Origin of the sequence: Candidatus Accumulibacter phosphatis (assembly GCF_012939955.1) — a bacterium.
Classification (GTDB): Bacteria; Pseudomonadota; Gammaproteobacteria; order Burkholderiales; family Rhodocyclaceae; genus Accumulibacter; species Accumulibacter delftensis.
Map to the genome: position 1 here is coordinate 44,918 of NZ_SPMY01000048.1, position 18,011 is coordinate 62,928.

An 18,011-nucleotide genomic window follows, 5' to 3' on the forward strand; every position below is an offset into this window, starting at 1 on the left:
GAGTCATACCGCCATGCTCGCACGCGCCCTTCGCCTTTCGCATGTGCTGGAAATCACGTTTTACGTCATCCTGGTGATGAGCATTGGCGACACCTCGTTTGCCGCCGCCGTTCCTCTTGCGCTGCTGATCATGCTCGCGTTGCGCGCCGTGGTGATCGCCGTCAGCTACGCCTTTGCCCGGGCCTACGGCTTGTTGGCACCTCGCTTGTCGGCGCGGCAAAGGCTTTTGATGGCGCTTGGCGAGTACGCGAGTTTTGTCGTCACCTTCACCGTCATCATGCCCTTCGAGCGCTGGTGGATGGGCGACGATCGTCTGCAAGCGCCGACTGACGAAGGGAGAACAGCGGCTGCTGTGGCTAAGCGCAGGCGGCCGCCGATCCTGCTGATACACGGCTATGGTTGTTCGCGCGGTGCATGGTGGTGGCTGCGTGGACACCTCGAAGCGGCCGGCTGGACCGTGGCGACGATCAGCCTGGAACCGATCTACACGAGCATCGACAATTACGTCGATCCCGTGGCCAGGCGGGTCGACGAGCTGCTCGCCGCGACCGGTGCCGCACAGGTGATCCTCGTTGGCCACAGCATGGGCGGGCTGGTTTCACGTGCCTATCTGCAGCGCTATGGTGACGCGCGCGTCGCCCGGCTGGTCACCCTTGGGACTCCGCATCAGGGCAGTGAACTGGCGCGCCTCGGCCTCGGTGACAACGGTCGCCAGATGCGCCCGCACAGCCCCTGGCTGCAGGCCCTGGCCAGTCCGCCAGCGAGCGTCGACGCAGTGGCCCTCTACAGTCCGCACGACAATTTCGTCATGCCGCCAGCGCTGCTCGAATTGCACGGTGCGCAGGAGCAGAGGATTGACGGCGTCGGACACCTGGCGATGCTTTACTCGCCGCGTGTCATTCAGGCGCTGCTGACGGTGCTCGAGCAGACTGCGGCGCGTCGCCCGGGCGCAGTGAGCGATACCGGCGAGATCTCTAATGCCGCAGACGCCTAGCCGAGCCGCAGCAGCCGCGCCAGAAAGTCAAAAAACAGGCAGTACAGGGCGATCGGCAGCGGCAGTCCGAGCAGGGTGGCGATCATGTACTCGCGAAAGCGCACACCCGACATCGCCAGCGCGTAGTTGAGCGCCGGCACGGTCTGGAAGATGACTCTCAGGACGACCATGCTGCCAATTGGCCGGGCATCGAGCTGTGCCAGCAAGCGCGTGGCGAGGGGACTGTGCAACTGCCGCAAGGCATCGCCGCCAAGCAGGCGAATGCTCAGGAAGGTGAGCGCACACGACAGGCACGCGGCAAGGTAGGTCACTGCGCCACCCCAGATGCGGCCGAGGGCGAGCACTGCCGCGGCCAGGAAAATCCACCCCGGAATCTGGATGAGATTGCCGAGCGCAAACAGCGCCACGAAGATCAGCAGTCCGCTGAGCTTGTTCTCCAGGAAGCGCTCCTGCAGAAACTGGAGACTGAAGTGATCGCGTAGCCCGGATAGTTCGAAGCTGGCGAAGAGCACGCCGAGAAACAGGACGACGGCCAAGAGGCGCGGCCAGGGGATGGCGCGCTGCTTCAGCATGCGGCGGTTGAATTCATGGCTCTTCCTGGCACAAAAAAATACTTCGGCTCGACTGTAAGCCATCGCCGACATGCGACGACCATAGCATTGCTGGCCACGAAAACCATGCTTCCACTCCCTGCTACTGTGTACAACGTGAGAACAACAAGATGAACGAACTGCACGGACTATTCTTCTGGGGTTTTCTGCTCCTCTTCGGCGCCGCGATGTATCTGATCTCGCCGCGCAGCAGCGACGCTGCCGGTTTTTTCCGTGGCCACGACGCACAGGGGCGTGAACCTTCGGAGTGGGCCTTGATGATGAGCGTTTTCATCAGCTGGATCTTTGCCAAATCGGTGACCAATGCCGCCAACCTCGGTGCCGCCTACGGTATCGTCGGCGGGCTGGCCTACGCCACCTACTGGCTGTCGATTCCGCTTGCCGGCGTGGTCATCTACCGCTTGCGCACCCGTGAGGGGGCGACCGGACTGGTCTCGTTTCTGGTCGGAAAATACGGCCGCGGTGCGGCGCTGGCGTTTTCATTAGCCATCCTCGTTCGCCTGTTCAACGAGGTGTGGAGCAATACGGCCGTCGTCGGTGGCTACTACGGCGAGTCGGGATCGGCAGCCTTCATCGGCGCTGCGCTGCTGTTCACCGCCGTCGTCCTGTTCTACAGCCTCAAGGGCGGCTTGCGCAGTTCGATTTTCACCGACGTCATCCAGGCCGTCGTCTTCCTGCTCTTCCTGGGCGTCGTCGTCGCCGTGGTACTGCCGGCACACTCACCGACGCAACTGCTGAGGGAAGGCAGTTTCACGCTGGCCGGCGGCGTCGACCTGCTGCTGGTCGCCTTGCTACAGGTTTTCTCCTACCCCTTCCACGATCCGGTGCTCACCGATCGCGGCTTCATCTCGCGCGAGAAAAGCATGTTGCGCGCTTTCATCGTCGCTGGCGTCCTGGGCTTCCTGGGTATTGTCGCCTTCAGTCTGGTCGGTGTGCACGCGCGCCTCGAAGGCATCACCTCGGGCAGCAATATCCCTGCCGACGTCGCCCGCGGGCTGGGTTTTGCCGGCTTCTTCGCGATGATCGCGGTGATGATTTCCTCGGCCGCTTCGACCCTCGACTCGACTTTCTCCTCGCTGTCGAAGTCGGTGGCGCAGGAGCTGCCAATGCTTGCCCGACGCGCCCCCCTGCCGCGTGCGGTGCGGGTCGGCGCGCTGACCATGATCGTCTTTGCGCTGCTCGGCAATCTGCCGATGCTCGCCGGCACCGACATCCTCAAGGCGACGACGATCAGTGGCACCATGGTCATCGGCCTGGCGCCGATCTTCCTCTTCTCGCGCTGGGTCGGCTACTCACCGCTGTCTTTCCACCTCGCCTTCTGGAGTGGCATGCTGCTTGGTATTCTGCAAGTCATGCAACTTATTCCGGCAAGCTGGGCGATCGGTGACGGCAAATACGCGATCCTGCTCGGTACCAACCTCTACGGCCTGGCGCTCTGCTCGGCAGTGTTCTTCCTGCCCTTGCTGCTGCCGAGCCATCGCCTGCGAAGTTGCGGGAATTCGGCTTGAGGAGCGCCGGATTGCCGCGCATGCACACCGCGATTTTCGCGTGCAAGGCGGATAGCGGGGTAGCTTGCGCTTGTCGTCGGAAAGCTGGTGGTAGCGTGTCGCCCGATGAATCGGGCTCCGACATTTGGCCTTTTATCTGGCTACGATGCAGATGTGGAATCGCTTCGGGCTTGCGTCGTCACTCCCAGCTGTGGGGATGCCTTCGGCTAATGATAGCCGTCGAAGCTTCAAGTGGAGGCAAACCTGCCCATCGAAGTTGAAACGGCTCGGCGCGGCTGATGTCAGGAGTCAGCGGCGAGCGAAGCGAGTCCGTCGCAAGGTCGCGCTAGGCCCTTCGCGAGTTCAACGCTGAGCGCAGTGATGTCGAGTAGTGGTATCCCCGCGACAGCGCGTCATGCCGCTTGTTTGCCGCCATGGGATCTCCGGCATTACATTCCATGACCACGAGTTCCGAGGCGACCAAATCGAATTGGCTACGCCGATCCCAGAAGAGGTCGGTGCTCTGCTGATGGCCAGCTTCAATGACGTTCTTGCTCGGCCGAGCAGTCAGGTAGCTAACTACGGATGTTTCAACGTATATCTTGCGCTTCATGGATTCAGTCCTGGCTCGAATAGCATCGTTGCAGCCTTGGAGGATTGTAAGGTCGCAACGCCAGTGGTCAATCGTTTTTAATTTGCAGGTCAGCGGACTGCGGCATGGCTGGTGGGCCGGGATGCGAACTGGAGGCGGTCCAAGCCGAGGCGTAGCTTGTGAAAGGCCAGTTCCGGGTTGGAGAGTCAAGTGTAGGAGCCCGAGTCATTGGGCGATGACTCTACGACCACGTTCGTCACGACAGCAAAAGCGCTCTCCGAGCACACAATCATCGAAACGCCAAACGCTCTCGTGGTCCTACCTTATCCGTTGGGTACTCTCTCCGCTGCGGTGTTGCCTCAACGCTCAGCGCTTCTCGCCGCACGACTTCTCATACTAAAAGCCGAATGGCGCGATCGCTTGGTGCAACCCTGATGATCCGTGGTCACGCTCACGAAGCGCTTGCCAGACCAGCAAGGCAGGTCGATACTGAGTGCATCTTCCGGCCATGCAAAGACTTCCCGATGCGACAGCGGCCCTTAACGGTAACGGCACCTCAAAAAATGCCAGCGATCGTCAGGTTCGCACAGCTGGCGATCCATGTTTGGTCGCGCGCCGTTTGCTCGCCCGCCATAGGTGTTCTCGCGGCGCAGCTCTGCCTCCTGTTTGCGCTTCCCACCTTGGCGGCCGAGCAGGAAGTCTTCGTTACTCGCGGTGCCGGCAGCCCCGTCTTCTCTGATCGGCAGCAGCCTGGCGCCAAGGCGGTGACCTTGCCACCGATCAATGTTGTCGAACCCGTTCCTGTATCGAAAGCCGATGCCAGCCCACGATCACCTGAGGAAGAAGGCAGAACACAGGCAGCGACGCTCGCTTACCGCAGCTTCCGCATTGTCTCCCCGGAGGACAACGGCAGCGTCGTCGCCAACAGCGCGCTCTTCGACGTGCGCGTTGCCGTCGAGCCGCCGCTGCAGCTCGGCGCCGGGCATGCGATCGAAGTCAGGGTCAACGGCCAGGCCGTCGGGCAGCGCTTTACGGCCAGCGAATTCACGATTCCTCCGGAGTTCTGGGGCGATGTACTGCCGCCAGCCAATCAGCGCCAGCAGCTCGACGCGACGATTGTAGACCGCTACGGCGCGGTGCTTGAACAGGCCGCGCCGGTGACCTTCATCCTGCGCCATGTTTCCGGCGGCTATCAGCGACCGTGGCACGGGCCAGGTTACAGGCCGGGCTATGCTCCGGGACACCGACCAAGGCCGACGCCTCTGCCAATTGAAAAGCCACAACCGCCGCCGGCGCAGCCATTTGACCCGTGGGAGGAGAAATTCAAGCAGGAGGGGTTGCGTTTCTACGACCCGCAGGCGCAGCCAGGGCGGGATAAGCCTCGCGGGGAGCTGCCGAGACGTAGCGATGGTCATTGACGCCGCGAAGCCGCTGGCCGTCTTGCGCACGGGCCTCGGTTAGGGCGCCCGACGCCAACCACCAGGCGCCCAGCACGGCCCGCCGATCGTCTACCGGCCCCCAGCCGTGCGCCACAGGTTTCGAGCCACTAATTATTGCTGTAGAATCCTGTGCTTTTCGTATGCGACGCGGCGGAATGACCGTGCGAGCGCGAATGCGAAGCTGAAGTGAGTGGAAGTTTCGCGAGGATGTGTTCGCTCGCTTGCGGGTGCTTGGCGAACACTCATCAAGACCGCTTGCATCGTGAACGCTGCGGCTGTCGAACGCTGACGTGCCGGCAGCATGGCCTCTGTCACTTCGCTCTGGCAGCTCAGTGCCGCATTGTCCGGAGGCTCGGGTTCTTTCGGCCGAGCTGAACACACACACCTTTTTGCCCGTATGACAAGGATTCTTAATGGAAACGAACGCCGCCAACACTGACACCGACGCAGTCGCCGAGACCGGCGCTGCCGCCGAAGCAGCCGTAAACCCACTTGAGCGCCGACTCGATCTGTCGATCGCTCTCGCCGATCTCGACAAGGAAGTCGATCAGCGTCTGAAGCGCCTTGGCAAGAATATGAAGATGTCGGGCTTTCGCCCCGGCAAGGTTCCGGCGAGCATCATTCGGCAACAGTACGGTGACCAGGCTCGCCAGGAAGCGCTCAGCGAGGCGCTCGGCAGCTTGTTCAGCGCGGAGGTGACGAAGCAGCAGTTGCGCGTTGCCGGCAGCCCGAAGATCGAGAACGGGAGCGGCGAGAGCACGACGCACCTGCAGTTCTCGGCAGTCTTCGAGGTTTTTCCAGAGATCGTGGTCAAGGATATTTCGGCTATGGAAGTCGAGCGTCCGGTTCTTGACGTCGGCCCTACGGAGGTCGACGGCACGATCGAGATCCTGCGCAAACAGCGGGTGCGCTATGAGCCGGTCGATCGGGCGGCGGCGAGCGGCGACCGGGTGAGCATCGACTTCCTGGGCAAGAAGGATGGCGTGCCTTTCCAGGGCGGGGAGGGCAAGGATTATCAGTTCGTTCTCGGTGAAGGCAAGATGTTGGCCGACTTCGAGAGTGCCGTGATCGGTACGCCGGCGGGCGAAAGCAAGTCCTTCGAGATGACTTTTCCGAGCGAGTATTTCTCCAAGGAACTCGCCGGTCAGACGGTGAGCTTTGAGATCACGGTCAAGGAAGTTGGCGCGCCGGTGCTGCCAGAAGTCGATGCCGAATTTGCCAAGGGACTGGGCGTGGAAGATGGCGACCTGGTCAAGATGCGTGCCGAAATCGAGGGCAATCTCAAGCGCGAGGTGAAGAAGCGCCTGCAGGCGAAAATTACCAGCCAGGTCATGGATTCACTGCTCGAGGCCAATCCGGTCGCCGTGCCGGGAGCGCTGGTCGACCGCGAGATCGAGCGTCTGCAGGACCTGGCCCGCCAGGATATGGAGCAGCGCGGGATGAAGGTCAAGGACCTGCCGATGCAGCGCGAATGGTTCGTCGATCAAGCGACGCGTAGGGTCCGGCTGGGCCTGGTGCTTGCCGAGATCGTCAAGCAGAACGAACTGCAGGCGAAGCCGGAGAAGGTGCGGGCGCTGGTCGAGGAGGCCGCGCAGAGCTACGAACATCCCGAGGAAGTCGTCCGCTGGTACTATGCGCAGCGCGAGCGCTTGGGCGACTTCGAGAGCGCGGCAATCGAGGGCAATGTGGTGGACTGGATGCTGGCCAGCGTGAAAGTGGTCGACAAGCCGGTCGCCTTCGGCGAATTGATGGGGCAATCATCCTGAACACGCAATACTCGCGCAGCAGAGGAGCCGAAATGAACATAGACCATGGCAGCAGCTGGGATCCGCAGGCGCTGGGTCTGGTCCCGATGGTGGTCGAGCAGAGCGGTCGTGGCGAACGCGCTTACGACATCTACTCGCGCCTGCTCAAGGAGCGCGTCATCTTCCTGGTCGGTCCGGTCAATGATGTGACCGCCAATCTGGTGGTGGCGCAGCTGCTTTTCCTGGAGGCGGAGAATCCCGACAAGGATATCCATTTCTACATCAATTCGCCTGGCGGTTCGGTTTCGGCTGGCCTGTCGGTCTATGACACCATGCAGTTCATCAAGCCCGAAGTGTCGACCTTGTGCATGGGACAGGCCTGCTCGATGGGGGCGTTTCTGCTCACGGCTGGTGCGCGCGGCAAGCGCTTTGCCTTGCCCAATTCGCGAGTGATGATTCACCAGCCAATGGGTGGCTTCCAGGGCCAGGCTTCCGATATCGCGATTCACGCCAAGGAAATTCTTTCGCTGCGTGCCAAACTCAACGAATTGATGGCGCATCACACCGGCCAGCCGATGGAGCGTATTGAACGCGACACCGACCGTGACAATTTCCTTTCGGCCCAAGAAGCGGCAGAATACGGTCTGATCGACAAGGTACTGGCCAATCGGGATGCGGTTTGAGCTCGCATCCGGGCGGTGTCCATAGGTGTCCATACGGATTGACAGTGAGGTAGGTCGAGATGTCAGAAAAGAAAAGTGGCAGTGAGAAGCTGCTCTACTGCTCGTTCTGCGGCAAGAGTCAGCATGAAGTAAAAAAGCTGATTGCCGGGCCGTCAGTGTTTATCTGCGACGAGTGTATCGAGCTCTGCAACGACATTGTGCGCGACGAGATCGCCGGTGAGCAGGGCGGTAAGGGCGCCGACGGCGAACTGCCGACCCCGAAGGAAATTGCGGCTCTCCTCAACCAGTACGTAATCGGTCAGGAGCAGGCCAAGCGCATTTTGTCGGTGGCCGTCTACAACCACTACAAGCGCCTGCGTCATCATGGCAAGAGCAAGGATGAGGTTGAACTCGCCAAGAGCAATATCCTGCTGATCGGTCCGACAGGATCGGGCAAGACCTTGCTCGCGCAGACGCTGGCGCGGATGCTCGATGTGCCGTTCGTGATGGCTGACGCGACGACCTTGACCGAGGCCGGCTATGTCGGCGAGGACGTCGAGAACATCATTCAGAAGCTGCTGCAGAAGGCCGACTACGACACCGAAAAAGCGCAGCGTGGCATCGTCTACATCGACGAAATCGACAAGATCTCGCGCAAATCCGACAATCCGTCGATCACCCGCGACGTTTCCGGTGAAGGTGTGCAGCAGGCACTGCTCAAGTTGATCGAAGGCACGGTGGCTTCGGTGCCACCGCAGGGTGGGCGCAAGCATCCGAACCAGGACTTCGTGCAGGTCGATACGACAAACATTCTGTTCGTCTGCGGGGGGGCTTTCGATGGCCTCGAAAAAGTCATTCGCGACCGTTCGGAGCGTGGTGGTATCGGCTTTGGCGCCGAGGTCAAGAGCAAGGACAGCAAGAAGGCGATTGGCGAAGTGCTGCGCAGCGTCGAGCCCGAGGATTTGATCAAGTTCGGTCTGATTCCCGAGTTGATCGGTCGTTTGCCGGTGCTTGCCACGCTTGAGGAGTTGTCGGCGGCTGCACTGGTCGACATTCTCGTCGAGCCCAAGAACGCGCTGGTGAAACAGTATCAGAAGCTTTTCGCAATGGAAGGCGTGGGGCTGGAAATCCGCCCGGCGGCGATGATGGCGATCGCCAAAAAAAGCGCTGCAAAGGAAGACCGGCGCACGTGGTTTGCGCTCGATTCTCGAGTCCGTCCTGCTCGATACGATGTACGAACTTCCCGGTATGGACAATGTCTCGGAGGTCGTTGTCGACGAGAATGCCATCGTCGGCGATGCCCAGCCGATCCTGGTCTATACGGATCAACCCAAGGTTTCTGGCGGCAACTGATGTCCTGGCCGCAGCCTGCGGCTTGAAATACGGGTCCGCGCCACCATCTGACGGCACGAACCTCAACCTGAAGGACACAATCGATGTCTGCAACCCCCAAGTTGGCTACCGAGCCAGTCGAACTTCCGCTGTTGCCCCTGCGCGACGTGGTGGTTTTCCCGCACATGGTCATTCCGCTCTTCGTCGGGCGGCCGAAGTCGATCAAGGCTCTCGAAGTGGCCATGGAAGCGGGCAAGAGCATCCTGCTCGTCGCTCAGAAGTCCGCCGTCAAGGACGAACCGGAAGCCGAGGACCTGTATGACATTGGCTGTGTAGCCAACATCCTGCAGATGCTGAAGCTTCCCGACGGGACCGTAAAAGTGCTGGTCGAAGGTGTCCAGCGTGCGCGTCTGGAGACCATAGAATCTCGTGATGAGATGTTTTTCGCACGTGCTCGCTCAGTGCTTGCCGATGACGGCGTCAATCATGAGGTCGAGGCGCTGCGGCGTGCGGTGATCGCTCAGTTCGATCAGTACGTCAAACTCAACAAGAAGATTCCGCCGGAGATCCTGACCTCGATCGCTGGCATTGAAGAAGCTGGCCGCCTGGCGGACACCATTGCCGCGCACTTGCCGCTGAAACTCGAGCAGAAGCAGGAAGTGCTCGAGATGTTCGATATCCGCGCGCGCATCGAGCGCCTGCTGACGCAACTCGAAGCCGAGATCGATATCCTGCAGGTGGAGAAGCGGATCCGCGGGCGTGTCAAACGCCAGATGGAAAAGAGCCAGCGCGAGTACTACCTCAACGAGCAGGTCAAGGCGATTCAGAAGGAACTCGGCGAGGGTGAAGATGGCGCCGATATGGAGGACCTCGAGAAGAAGGTAAAGCTTGCCGGGATGGGCAAGGAAGGGCTCGCCAAGGCACAGGCAGAGCTCCGCAAGCTCAAGCTGATGTCGCCGATGTCGGCCGAAGCAACAGTGGTGCGCAATTTCATCGAAACGCTGATCGGACTGCCGTGGCGCAAACGGACGCGCACCAGCAAGGATCTGGCGGCAGCGGGAAAAGTCCTCGACACCGATCACTGGGGCCTTGAAAAGGTCAAGGAACGGATCATCGAGTATCTCGCCGTACAACAGCGCGTCGACCGCCTCAAGGCGCCAATTCTGTGCCTGGTCGGTCCGCCTGGTGTCGGCAAAACGTCGCTTGGGCAGTCGATAGCGCGTGCGACCGGTCGAAAGTTCGTGCGCATGAGCCTGGGTGGCGTTCGCGACGAGGCCGAAATCCGTGGCCATCGGCGCACCTACATCGGCTCGATGCCGGGCAAGATTCTGCAGAACATGAGCAAGATCGGCGTCAAGAACCCGCTCTTCCTGCTCGACGAAGTCGACAAGATGGGGCAGGATTTTCGCGGCGATCCGAGTTCGGCCTTGCTGGAGGTGCTCGATCCCGAGCAGAACTCGACTTTCGTCGATCACTATGTCGAGGTCGAGTACGACTTGTCGGAAGTGATGTTCGTCGCTACCGCCAACACCTTGAACATTCCGGCACCCTTGCTCGACCGCATGGAGGTAATCCGGCTGTCAGGCTATACCGAAGATGAGAAGGTCAACATTGCGCAGCGCTATCTGTTGCCCAAACAGATCAAGAACAATGGCTTGCGCGCTGGCGAATTGACTGTCGCCGAGAGCGCGCTACGCGATATCGTTCGCTACTACACACGTGAGGCGGGCGTGCGATCGCTCGAACGCGACATTTCGAAGATCTGTCGCAAGGTGGTGAAGACGCTGCTGCTCAGAAGCAGTCAGCAGAAAGTTGCCGTCAGCGCGCGCAACCTGGACAAGTTCCTCGGCGTTCGGCGCTTCAACTACGGCGTCGCCGAGCGAGAGAACCAGGTTGGCCAGGTGACCGGGCTGGCGTGGACCGAAGTTGGTGGTGAACTGCTGACCATCGAGTCGGTGGTCCTGCCGGGCAAGGGCAAGACGACGACCACCGGCAAACTCGGCGAGGTGATGCAGGAGTCGGTCCAGGCGGCCGTTTCGGTGGTGCGCAAGCGCGCCGGATCGCTGGGCATTGATCACGACTTCTACCAGAAGAGTGATATCCACATCCATTTGCCGGAAGGCGCGATCCCCAAGGATGGCCCCTCCGCCGGTGTCGGGATCTGTACGGCACTGGTTTCGGTGCTCACTGGTATTCCGGTGTGCTGCGATGTGGCGATGACCGGCGAGATCACGCTGCGTGGCGAGGTTCTGCCGATCGGAGGCCTCAAGGAGAAACTCCTGGCAGCGGTTCGCGGTGGCCTGGCGCGGGTCTTGATCCCTGAGGAAAACGTCCGCGATTTGGCCGAGATCCCGGACAACATCAAGAACAAGCTGGAGATCATCCCGGTCAGGTGGATTGACCAGGTCTTCGCGCACGCACTTGAGCGCAAGCCGGAGGCTCTGCCCGGCGAAGCGGCGCCGACGCCAACACCGGCTGTCGCCGGGACCGCGTCCGAGGGAACTTCGCCAGCCGGGCAGGCGGTGCTCAGGCACTGAGTGGGCACGGCAGCCGGGTTAGGGTTTGAGGTGGGAAGTCTCCAGTTTTCTGCTTCTCCGCTTTTACGACGCGGCGCCAGCGGACTTGAACCTCTTCGAAGGTCCGCAATGCGGTCTGGCCAAGCGACGGCGGATGCGATAAACTCGCATCTCTTTGCTTGGATCATACGACGGGTGCTTAGCTCAGTTGGTAGAGCGCTAGCCTTACAAGCTGGATGTCGGCGGTTCGAGCCCGTCAGCACCCACCAGCACCAGAGGTTCTGCAGCGATTGGAGTGGTAGTTCAGTTGGTTAGAATACCGGCCTGTCACGCCGGGGGTCGCGGGTTCGAGTCCCGTCCACTCCGCCATTGCCAATAGGGCGAACGCAAGTTCGCCTTTTTTGTTGTATCGACAATATTTCAATGAGTTAACAGGCTACAACCATGATCTTCGATGCCGTTCGCAATAACAAGAGAGTCGTCCAGGTGTTTCTTGCCCTGATCACCTTGCCATTTGCCTTCTGGGGTGTCGACTCCTACGTCCGCGATTCCGGCGCCGGTACGGACTTGGCCAGCGTCGGTGACTCGAAGATCACCATGCAGCAGTTCGATCAGGCATGGCGGGTGCAGCAGGATCGCTTGCGGCAGGCCTTGGGTGCCAATTTCGATGCGGCAGCCGTGAATACGCCGGAAGCGCGTTTGGCGGTGTTGAACGCGTTGGTGGACCAGCGTCTGCTGCTGCTCGAAGCGTCCAAAGGCGGACTGGTTGCGAGCAACGATCAGTTGCGGGATGTGATCAGCAAGATTCCGGCCTTGCAGGAAGACGGCCAGTTTTCGATGGCGCGCTATCAGGCTGCGCTCGCGGCGCAGGGCATGTCGCAGCCACAGTTCGAAGCGCAACTGCGTCAGGACCTCACCTTGCAGCAGCTGGTGGCTGCGGTTGGCGATACCGCCATCGTCGCGAGCGGGACGAGCGACGAGATGCTGCGCATTCAATCCGAGGAACGCCAGGTCGCCGAGCTGCGTTTCGCTCCGGAGCAGTTCGCTGGCCAGGTGAAAATTGATTCCGCGGCGCTCGAAAAATACTACGAAGAAAACAAGCAGCGCTTTGAAATCCCGGAACAGGCGAAGGCGGATTACGTCGTCCTGTCGCTTGAAGCGCTGATGGACAAGCTGACGCTCAGCGAAGTCGAAGTCAGCGCCTGGTACGAAAGCCACAAGGATCGCTACCAAACGGCCGAAGAGCGGCGCGCGAGCCACATCCTGATCCTCGTCGATGCGAATCTGGATGAGGGAAAGGCGAAAGCCAAAGCGGATGGCATTCTCAAGGAGCTTCAGGAATCGCCGGGCAAGTTTGCAGAACTGGCCAAACAGCATTCCCAGGATCCAGGTTCTGCTCAAAAAGGCGGCGATCTCGGCTTCTTTGGCCGCGGCATGATGGTCAAGCCCTTTGAAGAGGCCGTTTTCAAACTTCAGGAGGGCGAGATTTCCGGTGTCGTGCGCTCGGAGTTCGGCTTTCACATCATCCAGCTGACCGGAAGCAAAGCGGGGGCACAACGCGCGCTGGCCGAAGTCCGTTCGGAACTCGAGGACGAGCTGAAGCGTCAGGCAGCATCCCGCCAGTTCGCCGAAGCCGCGGAGGCGTTCAGCAACATGGTCTATGAGCAGCCCGACAGCTTGCAGCCGGTCGTCGAAAAATTCGACCTGAAGATCCAGCATTCGGGCTGGTTGCCGCGCGACTCGAGTCCAGCAGCGCTGGCGGCACTGGGTGAGCTCGGTAATCAGAAGGTGCTGACGGCCTTGTTTTCGGCTGACTCGCTGAAAAGCAAGCGTAATACCGAAGCGATCGAAGTCGCGCCGAATGTACTGCTGTCGGCCCGCGTAGCAGAGTATCAAGCGGCGAGCAGCAGGCCCTTTGTCGAGGTGCGGGGAGACATCGAAGCCGCTCTGAAGACTCAGGAGGCGGCGGCGCTTGCCCGCCAGGCGGGTGAGACGAAACTCAGTGCTCTGCAGCAAGGGGGAACCGAGGCCAAGGCTGACTGGGGCCCGCTCAAAATTGTCTCGCGACTCGAACGCCAGCAGTTGCCGGTGGCGGCGCTACAGGCCGTTTTCCGGGCGGACGTGCAGAAATTGCCCACCTATGTTGGCACCGAGGTGGCGGGCGGGACCTACGTACTCTACCAGATCAGCAAGGTCAGCCAGCCGGCCGTGGTCGATGAAAAGCGGCGCGAAGCGCTGCAGCGTGAGTACAGTACGATTCTTGGTCAGGAGGACTTTGCTGCTTATCTAGCCGGGTTGCGCTCGCGTTACAAGATCGATATCAATAAGTCGGCGCTGGACAGCAAGCAGCGCTAGGCGATTGTCGGAAGAGGACGAGCTGCCACATTGCGCCGCATTTTCGATCGCCCGCGAGGCGCGACAACAGGCGCATAGTCCATTAATGTGAAAGTCGCGAATGCGACTCACGAACCTCCCGACTCACGAACCTCCCTTCGCCCCCTGCGCGAGAAGGGCCGGGGGAAGAGGGGGGGCGGTTATGACTTTCATCATCCGGGGTATGTCGACTGTCATGATCGTTAGCTTGGGGCTGCCGGCTCAGGCAGGCGCTCCGCCGTCGGCGGATGGATTTACCGGCGTCGCGACCTCGTGGCTGCCCTGCAAAGGGTCCAGGACGAAAAAAACCCCGCCGAAGCGGGGTTTTTTGTTGAGCGGTTAAGCTCGGGCGGGACTTACATGTCCATGCCACCCATGCCACCCATGCCACCCATACCACCCATGCCGCCGCCCATGCCGCCGGCTGGCTTGTCTTCGGGCAGTTCGGCGACCATGCAGTCAGTGGTCAGCATCAGGCCGGCGATCGAAGCAGCGTTTTGCAGCGCGGTGCGGGTGACCTTGGTCGGATCGAGGACGCCCATTTCAACCAGGTCGCCATACTCGCCGGTGGCTGCGTTGTAGCCAAAGTTGCCGGTGCCCTGCAGCACTGCATTGACGACGACGGAAGGCTCTTCGCCAGCATTGGCGACGATTTCGCGCAACGGTTGCTCGAGCGCGCGCAGCACGATCTTGATCCCCGCCTCTTGGTCGTGGTTGTCGCTCGTGACCGCGGCCAACGCACTGCGGGCGCGTAGCAGGGCCACGCCACCACCAGGAACGATGCCTTCTTCAACAGCGGCGCGAGTGGCGTGCAGTGCATCTTCGACGCGTGCCTTCTTCTCCTTCATTTCGACTTCGGTGGCCGCACCGACTTTGATCAGGGCCACGCCGCCGGCAAGCTTGGCGACGCGTTCCTGCAGTTTTTCCTTGTCGTAGTCGCTGGTCGCGGTCTCGATCTGCGCACGGATTTGCTTGACGCGTGCTTCGATGTTGCTCGAAACGCCGGCGCCGTCGATGATCGTCGTGTCTTCCTTGCCGATCTCGATACGCCTGGCTTGACCCAGTTCTTCGAGGGTTGCTTTCTCGAGCGTCAGGCCGACTTCTTCGGCAATCACTTGGCCGCCGGTGAGCACGGCGATGTCTTCGAGCATGGCTTTACGACGGTCCCCGAAGCCCGGTGCCTTGACGGCGCAGGTCTTGAGGATGCCGCGGATGTTGTTGACCACCAGGGTGGCGAGTGCTTCACCATCGACGTCTTCGGCGACGATGAGCAGCGGACGGCTGGCTTTGGCAACCTGTTCGAGAATCGGTAGCAGGTCACGGATGTTGGAGATCTTCTTGTCGAAGATCAGCACATACGGATTTTCCAGGATCGCGTTCTGCTTTTCGTTGTTGTTGATGAAGTAGGGGCTGAGGTAGCCGCGGTCGAACTGCATGCCCTCGACGACATCGAGTTCATTGTTCAGCGACTTGCCATCTTCAACGGTGATGACGCCTTCCTTGCCGACCTTGTCCATGGCGCGGGCAATGATGTCACCGATGTCGTAGTCAGCGTTGGCCGAGATTGCTCCGACCTGCGCGATTTCCTTGTTGGTCGAGCAGGGCTTTGAGAGGTTCTTAAGTTCTTCGACGGTTGCCGTTACGGCCTTGTCGATGCCGCGCTTGAGATCCATCGGATTCATGCCGGCGGCGACGAACTTCATGCCTTCACGGACGATCGCCTGGGCCAGCACGGTCGCGGTGGTCGTACCGTCACCTGCGATGTCGGAAGTCTTGGAAGCGACTTCCTTGAGCATCTGGGCGCCCATATTGGCGAACTTGTCCTTGAGTTCGATTTCCTTGGCCACGGAGACACCGTCCTTGGTGACGGTCGGAGCGCCATACGAGCGATCCAGAACAACGTTGCGACCCTTCGGGCCGAGGGTGATCTTGACTGCGTCGGCAAGAAGGTTAACGCCTTCCACCATGCGCGCGCGTGCGCTGTCGCCAAACTTGACGTCTTTAGCTGCCATAGAGGTAACTCCTAGAATTCTTTAATGATTGGATTCAGAACCGGAAAGCCGATGGGGATTCCCGGGGTCGGTGCAGAGAGCTGCCGTGCCGGAGGCTCTAGGCCTCGACGACGCCCATGATGTCTTCTTCACGCATGACGAGCAGTTCCTCTCCATCGATCTTGACGGTCTGGCCAGCGTACTTGCCGAACAGGACGCGGTCACCCACCTTGACTGCGAGGGCGCGCACGGAGCCATCCTCAAGCAGCTTGCCATTGCCAACGGCGCGGATCTCGCCTTGATCGGGCTTTTCGGTAGCCGCATCGGGAATGACGATACCTGAAGCGGTCTTGCGCTCCTCTTCAAGGCGCTTGACGATCACGCGATCATGCAACGGACGAATTTTCATGCAGTTTCTCCTTCGGTTAAGCATATAGGGGTAACAAAACTAGCGGACACCACCTGCTGCGCTTACGCAACTCGGTGGCAGGGTGTTAGCACTCAACGCTAGCGAGTGCTAATAATAGGGGCGGGCCGGGTGAATTTCAAGGGCTAGTGCGCTTCTTTGTCATCAAGCCGTGCGCACGGAGGCCTGCGCGACCACCGTCGTCACTCTCGTTGCCGGCGATTGACCCGCGCCAAGCGATTCCGCGACAATGCAGATCCTGCTCTTCAATACGCTGCGCATCCTGCGGTCCAAGGTGTTCGCGCGGGGTAGCCCACCGAGTCAAGGCGGATTCTATGTACTACGGCGAAAAACTCAACGCCTGGACTCATGTTGTCGGGGCTGTGCTCGCTCTCGGCGGTGCGGTGCTGCTGATCGTTGTCGCGGCGCGTGACGGCGACGTGTGGAAAATTGGCAGCGTATCAATCTACAGCCTGACCCTGGTGCTGCTCTACAGCTTCTCGGCGCTGTATCACAGCTTTCGAGGACGTGCCAAGGACATCCTGCGCAAGCTGGATCACCAAGGCATTTACCTGCTCATCGCCGGCAGTTACACGCCGTTCTGCCTGGTGACCTTGCGCGGCCCGTGGGGCTGGTCCTTGCTCGGCACCGTGTGGGGGCTGGCTATCCTTGGCAGTCTGCAAGAGTTGCGCCCGCGCAACGAAGCTCGTCATCTCTCGTTGGTGATCTATATCGTGATGGGGTGGGCCGTGCTGGTGGCACTGGTGCCGCTGCTCAAAGCGCTGGGCACGGCCGGGTTCGTGTGGGTCGCTGCAGGTGGCGTCTTCTACACCGTTGGTATCATCTTCTATGCCCTCGATACTCGCCTTGCTCATGCGCACGGTATATGGCATCTGTTCGTGATGGCCGGTAGCACCGCGCACTACTTCGCAATTCTGAATTACGTTCTATGATCCGGGCGGCGGTACGCCGCATGGTCATGGCGGGAAAGCGGCTGTGCCTGACGCTGGCGTCGCTGGACGCCGCCGGCGAAGGGTGAGCCGCAGTTTTCACGCTTGGCAAAGAGGGTCGCACGCCACTGTGAGAACACTGGTGCAGCCGCGCGCAGCGGCGGGGTCGGCAGTCGGCAGCACTGATCGGGCTTGCTCTGGCGGCCTTGGGGCTTGCTGGGGTGACGCACGAGGCTGCTATCTGGTGACCCGGTGAAGGGCTTGTGAAACAGCGAATACGCAAAAAAGCCGAATAAGAGTTGACCAGGTCCTGCCGGCTCGCTACAATGCTTCCTCTTCGCAGCACGCAGGGCCAGGCAGGGCAGCTTCATCGCTCAGGTCGAGGCAGTAAGTGCGGCGAAACAGAGGTAGAAATTTCTATCTTCAGTGTCGCGGGGTGGAGCAGTCTGGCAGCTCGTCGGGCTCATAACCCGAAGGTCACAGGTTCAAATCCTGTCCCCGCAACCAGCTCTTTAAAAATGAGACAACCGATAGGTGTGGGTTCTTGGTCTGGGGTGATCTGCTTATGCGGATTGCCAAAAAGATGGAGTAACTCGCACGGAAGTAAAGCTGTTGGTCTGAGGGAACTTGGGCTGATGGAAGAACGTCGAGCGAGGGTTTCAGGATTTGAACTGAAGAGTTTGATCCTGGCTCAGATTAAACGCTGGCGGCATGCCTTACACATGCAAGTCGAACGGCAGCACGGGGGCAACCCTGGTGGCGAGTGGCGGACGGGTGAGTAATACATCGGAACGTGCCCTGGAGTGGGGGATAACGTAGCGAAAGTTACGCTAATACCGCATATTCTGTGAGCAGGAAAGCAGGGGATCGCAAGACCTTGCGCTCTGCGAGCGGCCGATGTCGGATTAGCTAG

General features: G+C 60.5%; 12 protein-coding genes, 3 tRNA genes, 1 rRNA gene and 1 pseudogene. 13 read left to right on the plus strand and 4 right to left on the minus strand.

Going from position 1 to position 18,011, the window contains the following annotated elements; all coding sequences use genetic code 11:
- Positions 1-13 precede the first annotated feature (13 nt).
- The gene (locus tag E4Q23_RS16650) at positions 14-994 is read left to right on the plus strand and encodes a lipase family alpha/beta hydrolase (RefSeq protein WP_211203802.1); all 981 of its coding nucleotides are present in this window, start codon (positions 14-16) and stop codon (positions 992-994) included.
- Here E4Q23_RS16650 and E4Q23_RS16655 read toward each other — a convergent pair.
- The gene (locus tag E4Q23_RS16655) at positions 991-1,566 is read right to left on the minus strand and encodes a TVP38/TMEM64 family protein (protein ID WP_169067680.1); all 576 of its coding nucleotides are present in this window, start codon (positions 1,564-1,566) and stop codon (positions 991-993) included. The genes E4Q23_RS16650 and E4Q23_RS16655 overlap by 4 nt on opposite strands.
- Positions 1,567-1,715: 149 nt before the next feature.
- Here E4Q23_RS16655 and E4Q23_RS16660 point away from each other — a divergent pair, with 149 nt between their 5' ends.
- The gene (locus E4Q23_RS16660) at positions 1,716-3,113 is read left to right on the plus strand and encodes a sodium:solute symporter family transporter (protein ID WP_169067681.1); all 1,398 of its coding nucleotides are present in this window, start codon (positions 1,716-1,718) and stop codon (positions 3,111-3,113) included.
- 325 nt (positions 3,114-3,438) lie between these two features.
- Here E4Q23_RS16660 and E4Q23_RS16665 read toward each other — a convergent pair whose 3' ends face one another.
- Complete coding sequence (locus tag E4Q23_RS16665) at positions 3,439-3,705, minus strand: hypothetical protein (protein ID WP_169067682.1); 267 nt, start codon at positions 3,703-3,705, stop codon at positions 3,439-3,441.
- 542 nt (positions 3,706-4,247) lie between these two features.
- Here E4Q23_RS16665 and E4Q23_RS16670 point away from each other — a divergent pair.
- From E4Q23_RS16670 to E4Q23_RS16705, 8 genes and pseudogenes are all read left to right on the plus strand, one after another.
- Complete coding sequence (locus E4Q23_RS16670) at positions 4,248-5,102, plus strand: hypothetical protein (RefSeq protein WP_169067683.1); 855 nt, start codon at positions 4,248-4,250, stop codon at positions 5,100-5,102.
- A 434-nt stretch (positions 5,103-5,536) separates the two neighbouring features.
- Positions 5,537-6,889 (plus strand): trigger factor, encoded by a 1,353-nt coding sequence (gene tig, locus E4Q23_RS16675; protein ID WP_169067684.1) that lies wholly within the window; start codon positions 5,537-5,539, stop codon positions 6,887-6,889.
- A 32-nt stretch (positions 6,890-6,921) separates the two neighbouring features.
- Positions 6,922-7,551 (plus strand): ATP-dependent Clp endopeptidase proteolytic subunit ClpP, encoded by a 630-nt coding sequence (gene clpP / locus E4Q23_RS16680; protein ID WP_169067685.1) that lies wholly within the window; start codon positions 6,922-6,924, stop codon positions 7,549-7,551.
- A 59-nt stretch (positions 7,552-7,610) separates the two neighbouring features.
- Positions 7,611-8,883 (plus strand): annotated as a pseudogene (gene clpX, locus E4Q23_RS16685) (ATP-dependent Clp protease ATP-binding subunit ClpX).
- Positions 8,884-8,966: 83 nt separating this feature from the next.
- A complete protein-coding gene (gene lon / locus E4Q23_RS16690; protein WP_169067686.1) occupies positions 8,967-11,399 on the plus strand; it encodes an endopeptidase La in 2,433 nt (810 codons plus the stop codon).
- Positions 11,400-11,571: 172 nt separating this feature from the next.
- A tRNA-Val gene (locus E4Q23_RS16695) sits at positions 11,572-11,647 on the plus strand.
- Positions 11,648-11,670: 23 nt separating this feature from the next.
- A tRNA-Asp gene (locus E4Q23_RS16700) sits at positions 11,671-11,747 on the plus strand.
- A gap of 75 nt (positions 11,748-11,822) precedes the next feature.
- Positions 11,823-13,733 carry a SurA N-terminal domain-containing protein gene (locus tag E4Q23_RS16705; RefSeq protein WP_169067687.1) on the plus strand — a complete coding sequence of 637 codons (1,911 nt, stop codon included), beginning with the start codon at positions 11,823-11,825 and terminating at the stop codon, positions 13,731-13,733.
- 374 nt (positions 13,734-14,107) lie between these two features.
- Here E4Q23_RS16705 and groL read toward each other — a convergent pair whose 3' ends face one another.
- Entirely contained in the window at positions 14,108-15,763 is a 1,656-nt protein-coding gene (gene groL, locus E4Q23_RS16710) for a chaperonin GroEL (protein ID WP_169067688.1), read from the minus strand.
- Positions 15,764-15,860: 97 nt separating this feature from the next.
- Entirely contained in the window at positions 15,861-16,151 is a 291-nt protein-coding gene (gene groES / locus E4Q23_RS16715) for a co-chaperone GroES (RefSeq protein ID WP_169067689.1), read from the minus strand.
- A 332-nt stretch (positions 16,152-16,483) separates the two neighbouring features.
- Here groES and trhA point away from each other — a divergent pair, with 332 nt between their 5' ends.
- The 3 genes from trhA to E4Q23_RS16730 form a co-directional block, all read left to right on the plus strand.
- On the plus strand, positions 16,484-17,101 hold the full coding sequence (trhA, locus tag E4Q23_RS16720; RefSeq protein WP_169067690.1) for a PAQR family membrane homeostasis protein TrhA: 618 nt from the start codon (positions 16,484-16,486) through the stop codon (positions 17,099-17,101).
- Positions 17,102-17,528: 427 nt separating this feature from the next.
- Positions 17,529-17,605: transfer RNA gene (locus tag E4Q23_RS16725), tRNA-Met, on the plus strand.
- A 161-nt stretch (positions 17,606-17,766) separates the two neighbouring features.
- Positions 17,767-18,011 (plus strand): 16S ribosomal RNA (locus tag E4Q23_RS16730); the annotation flags it as partial.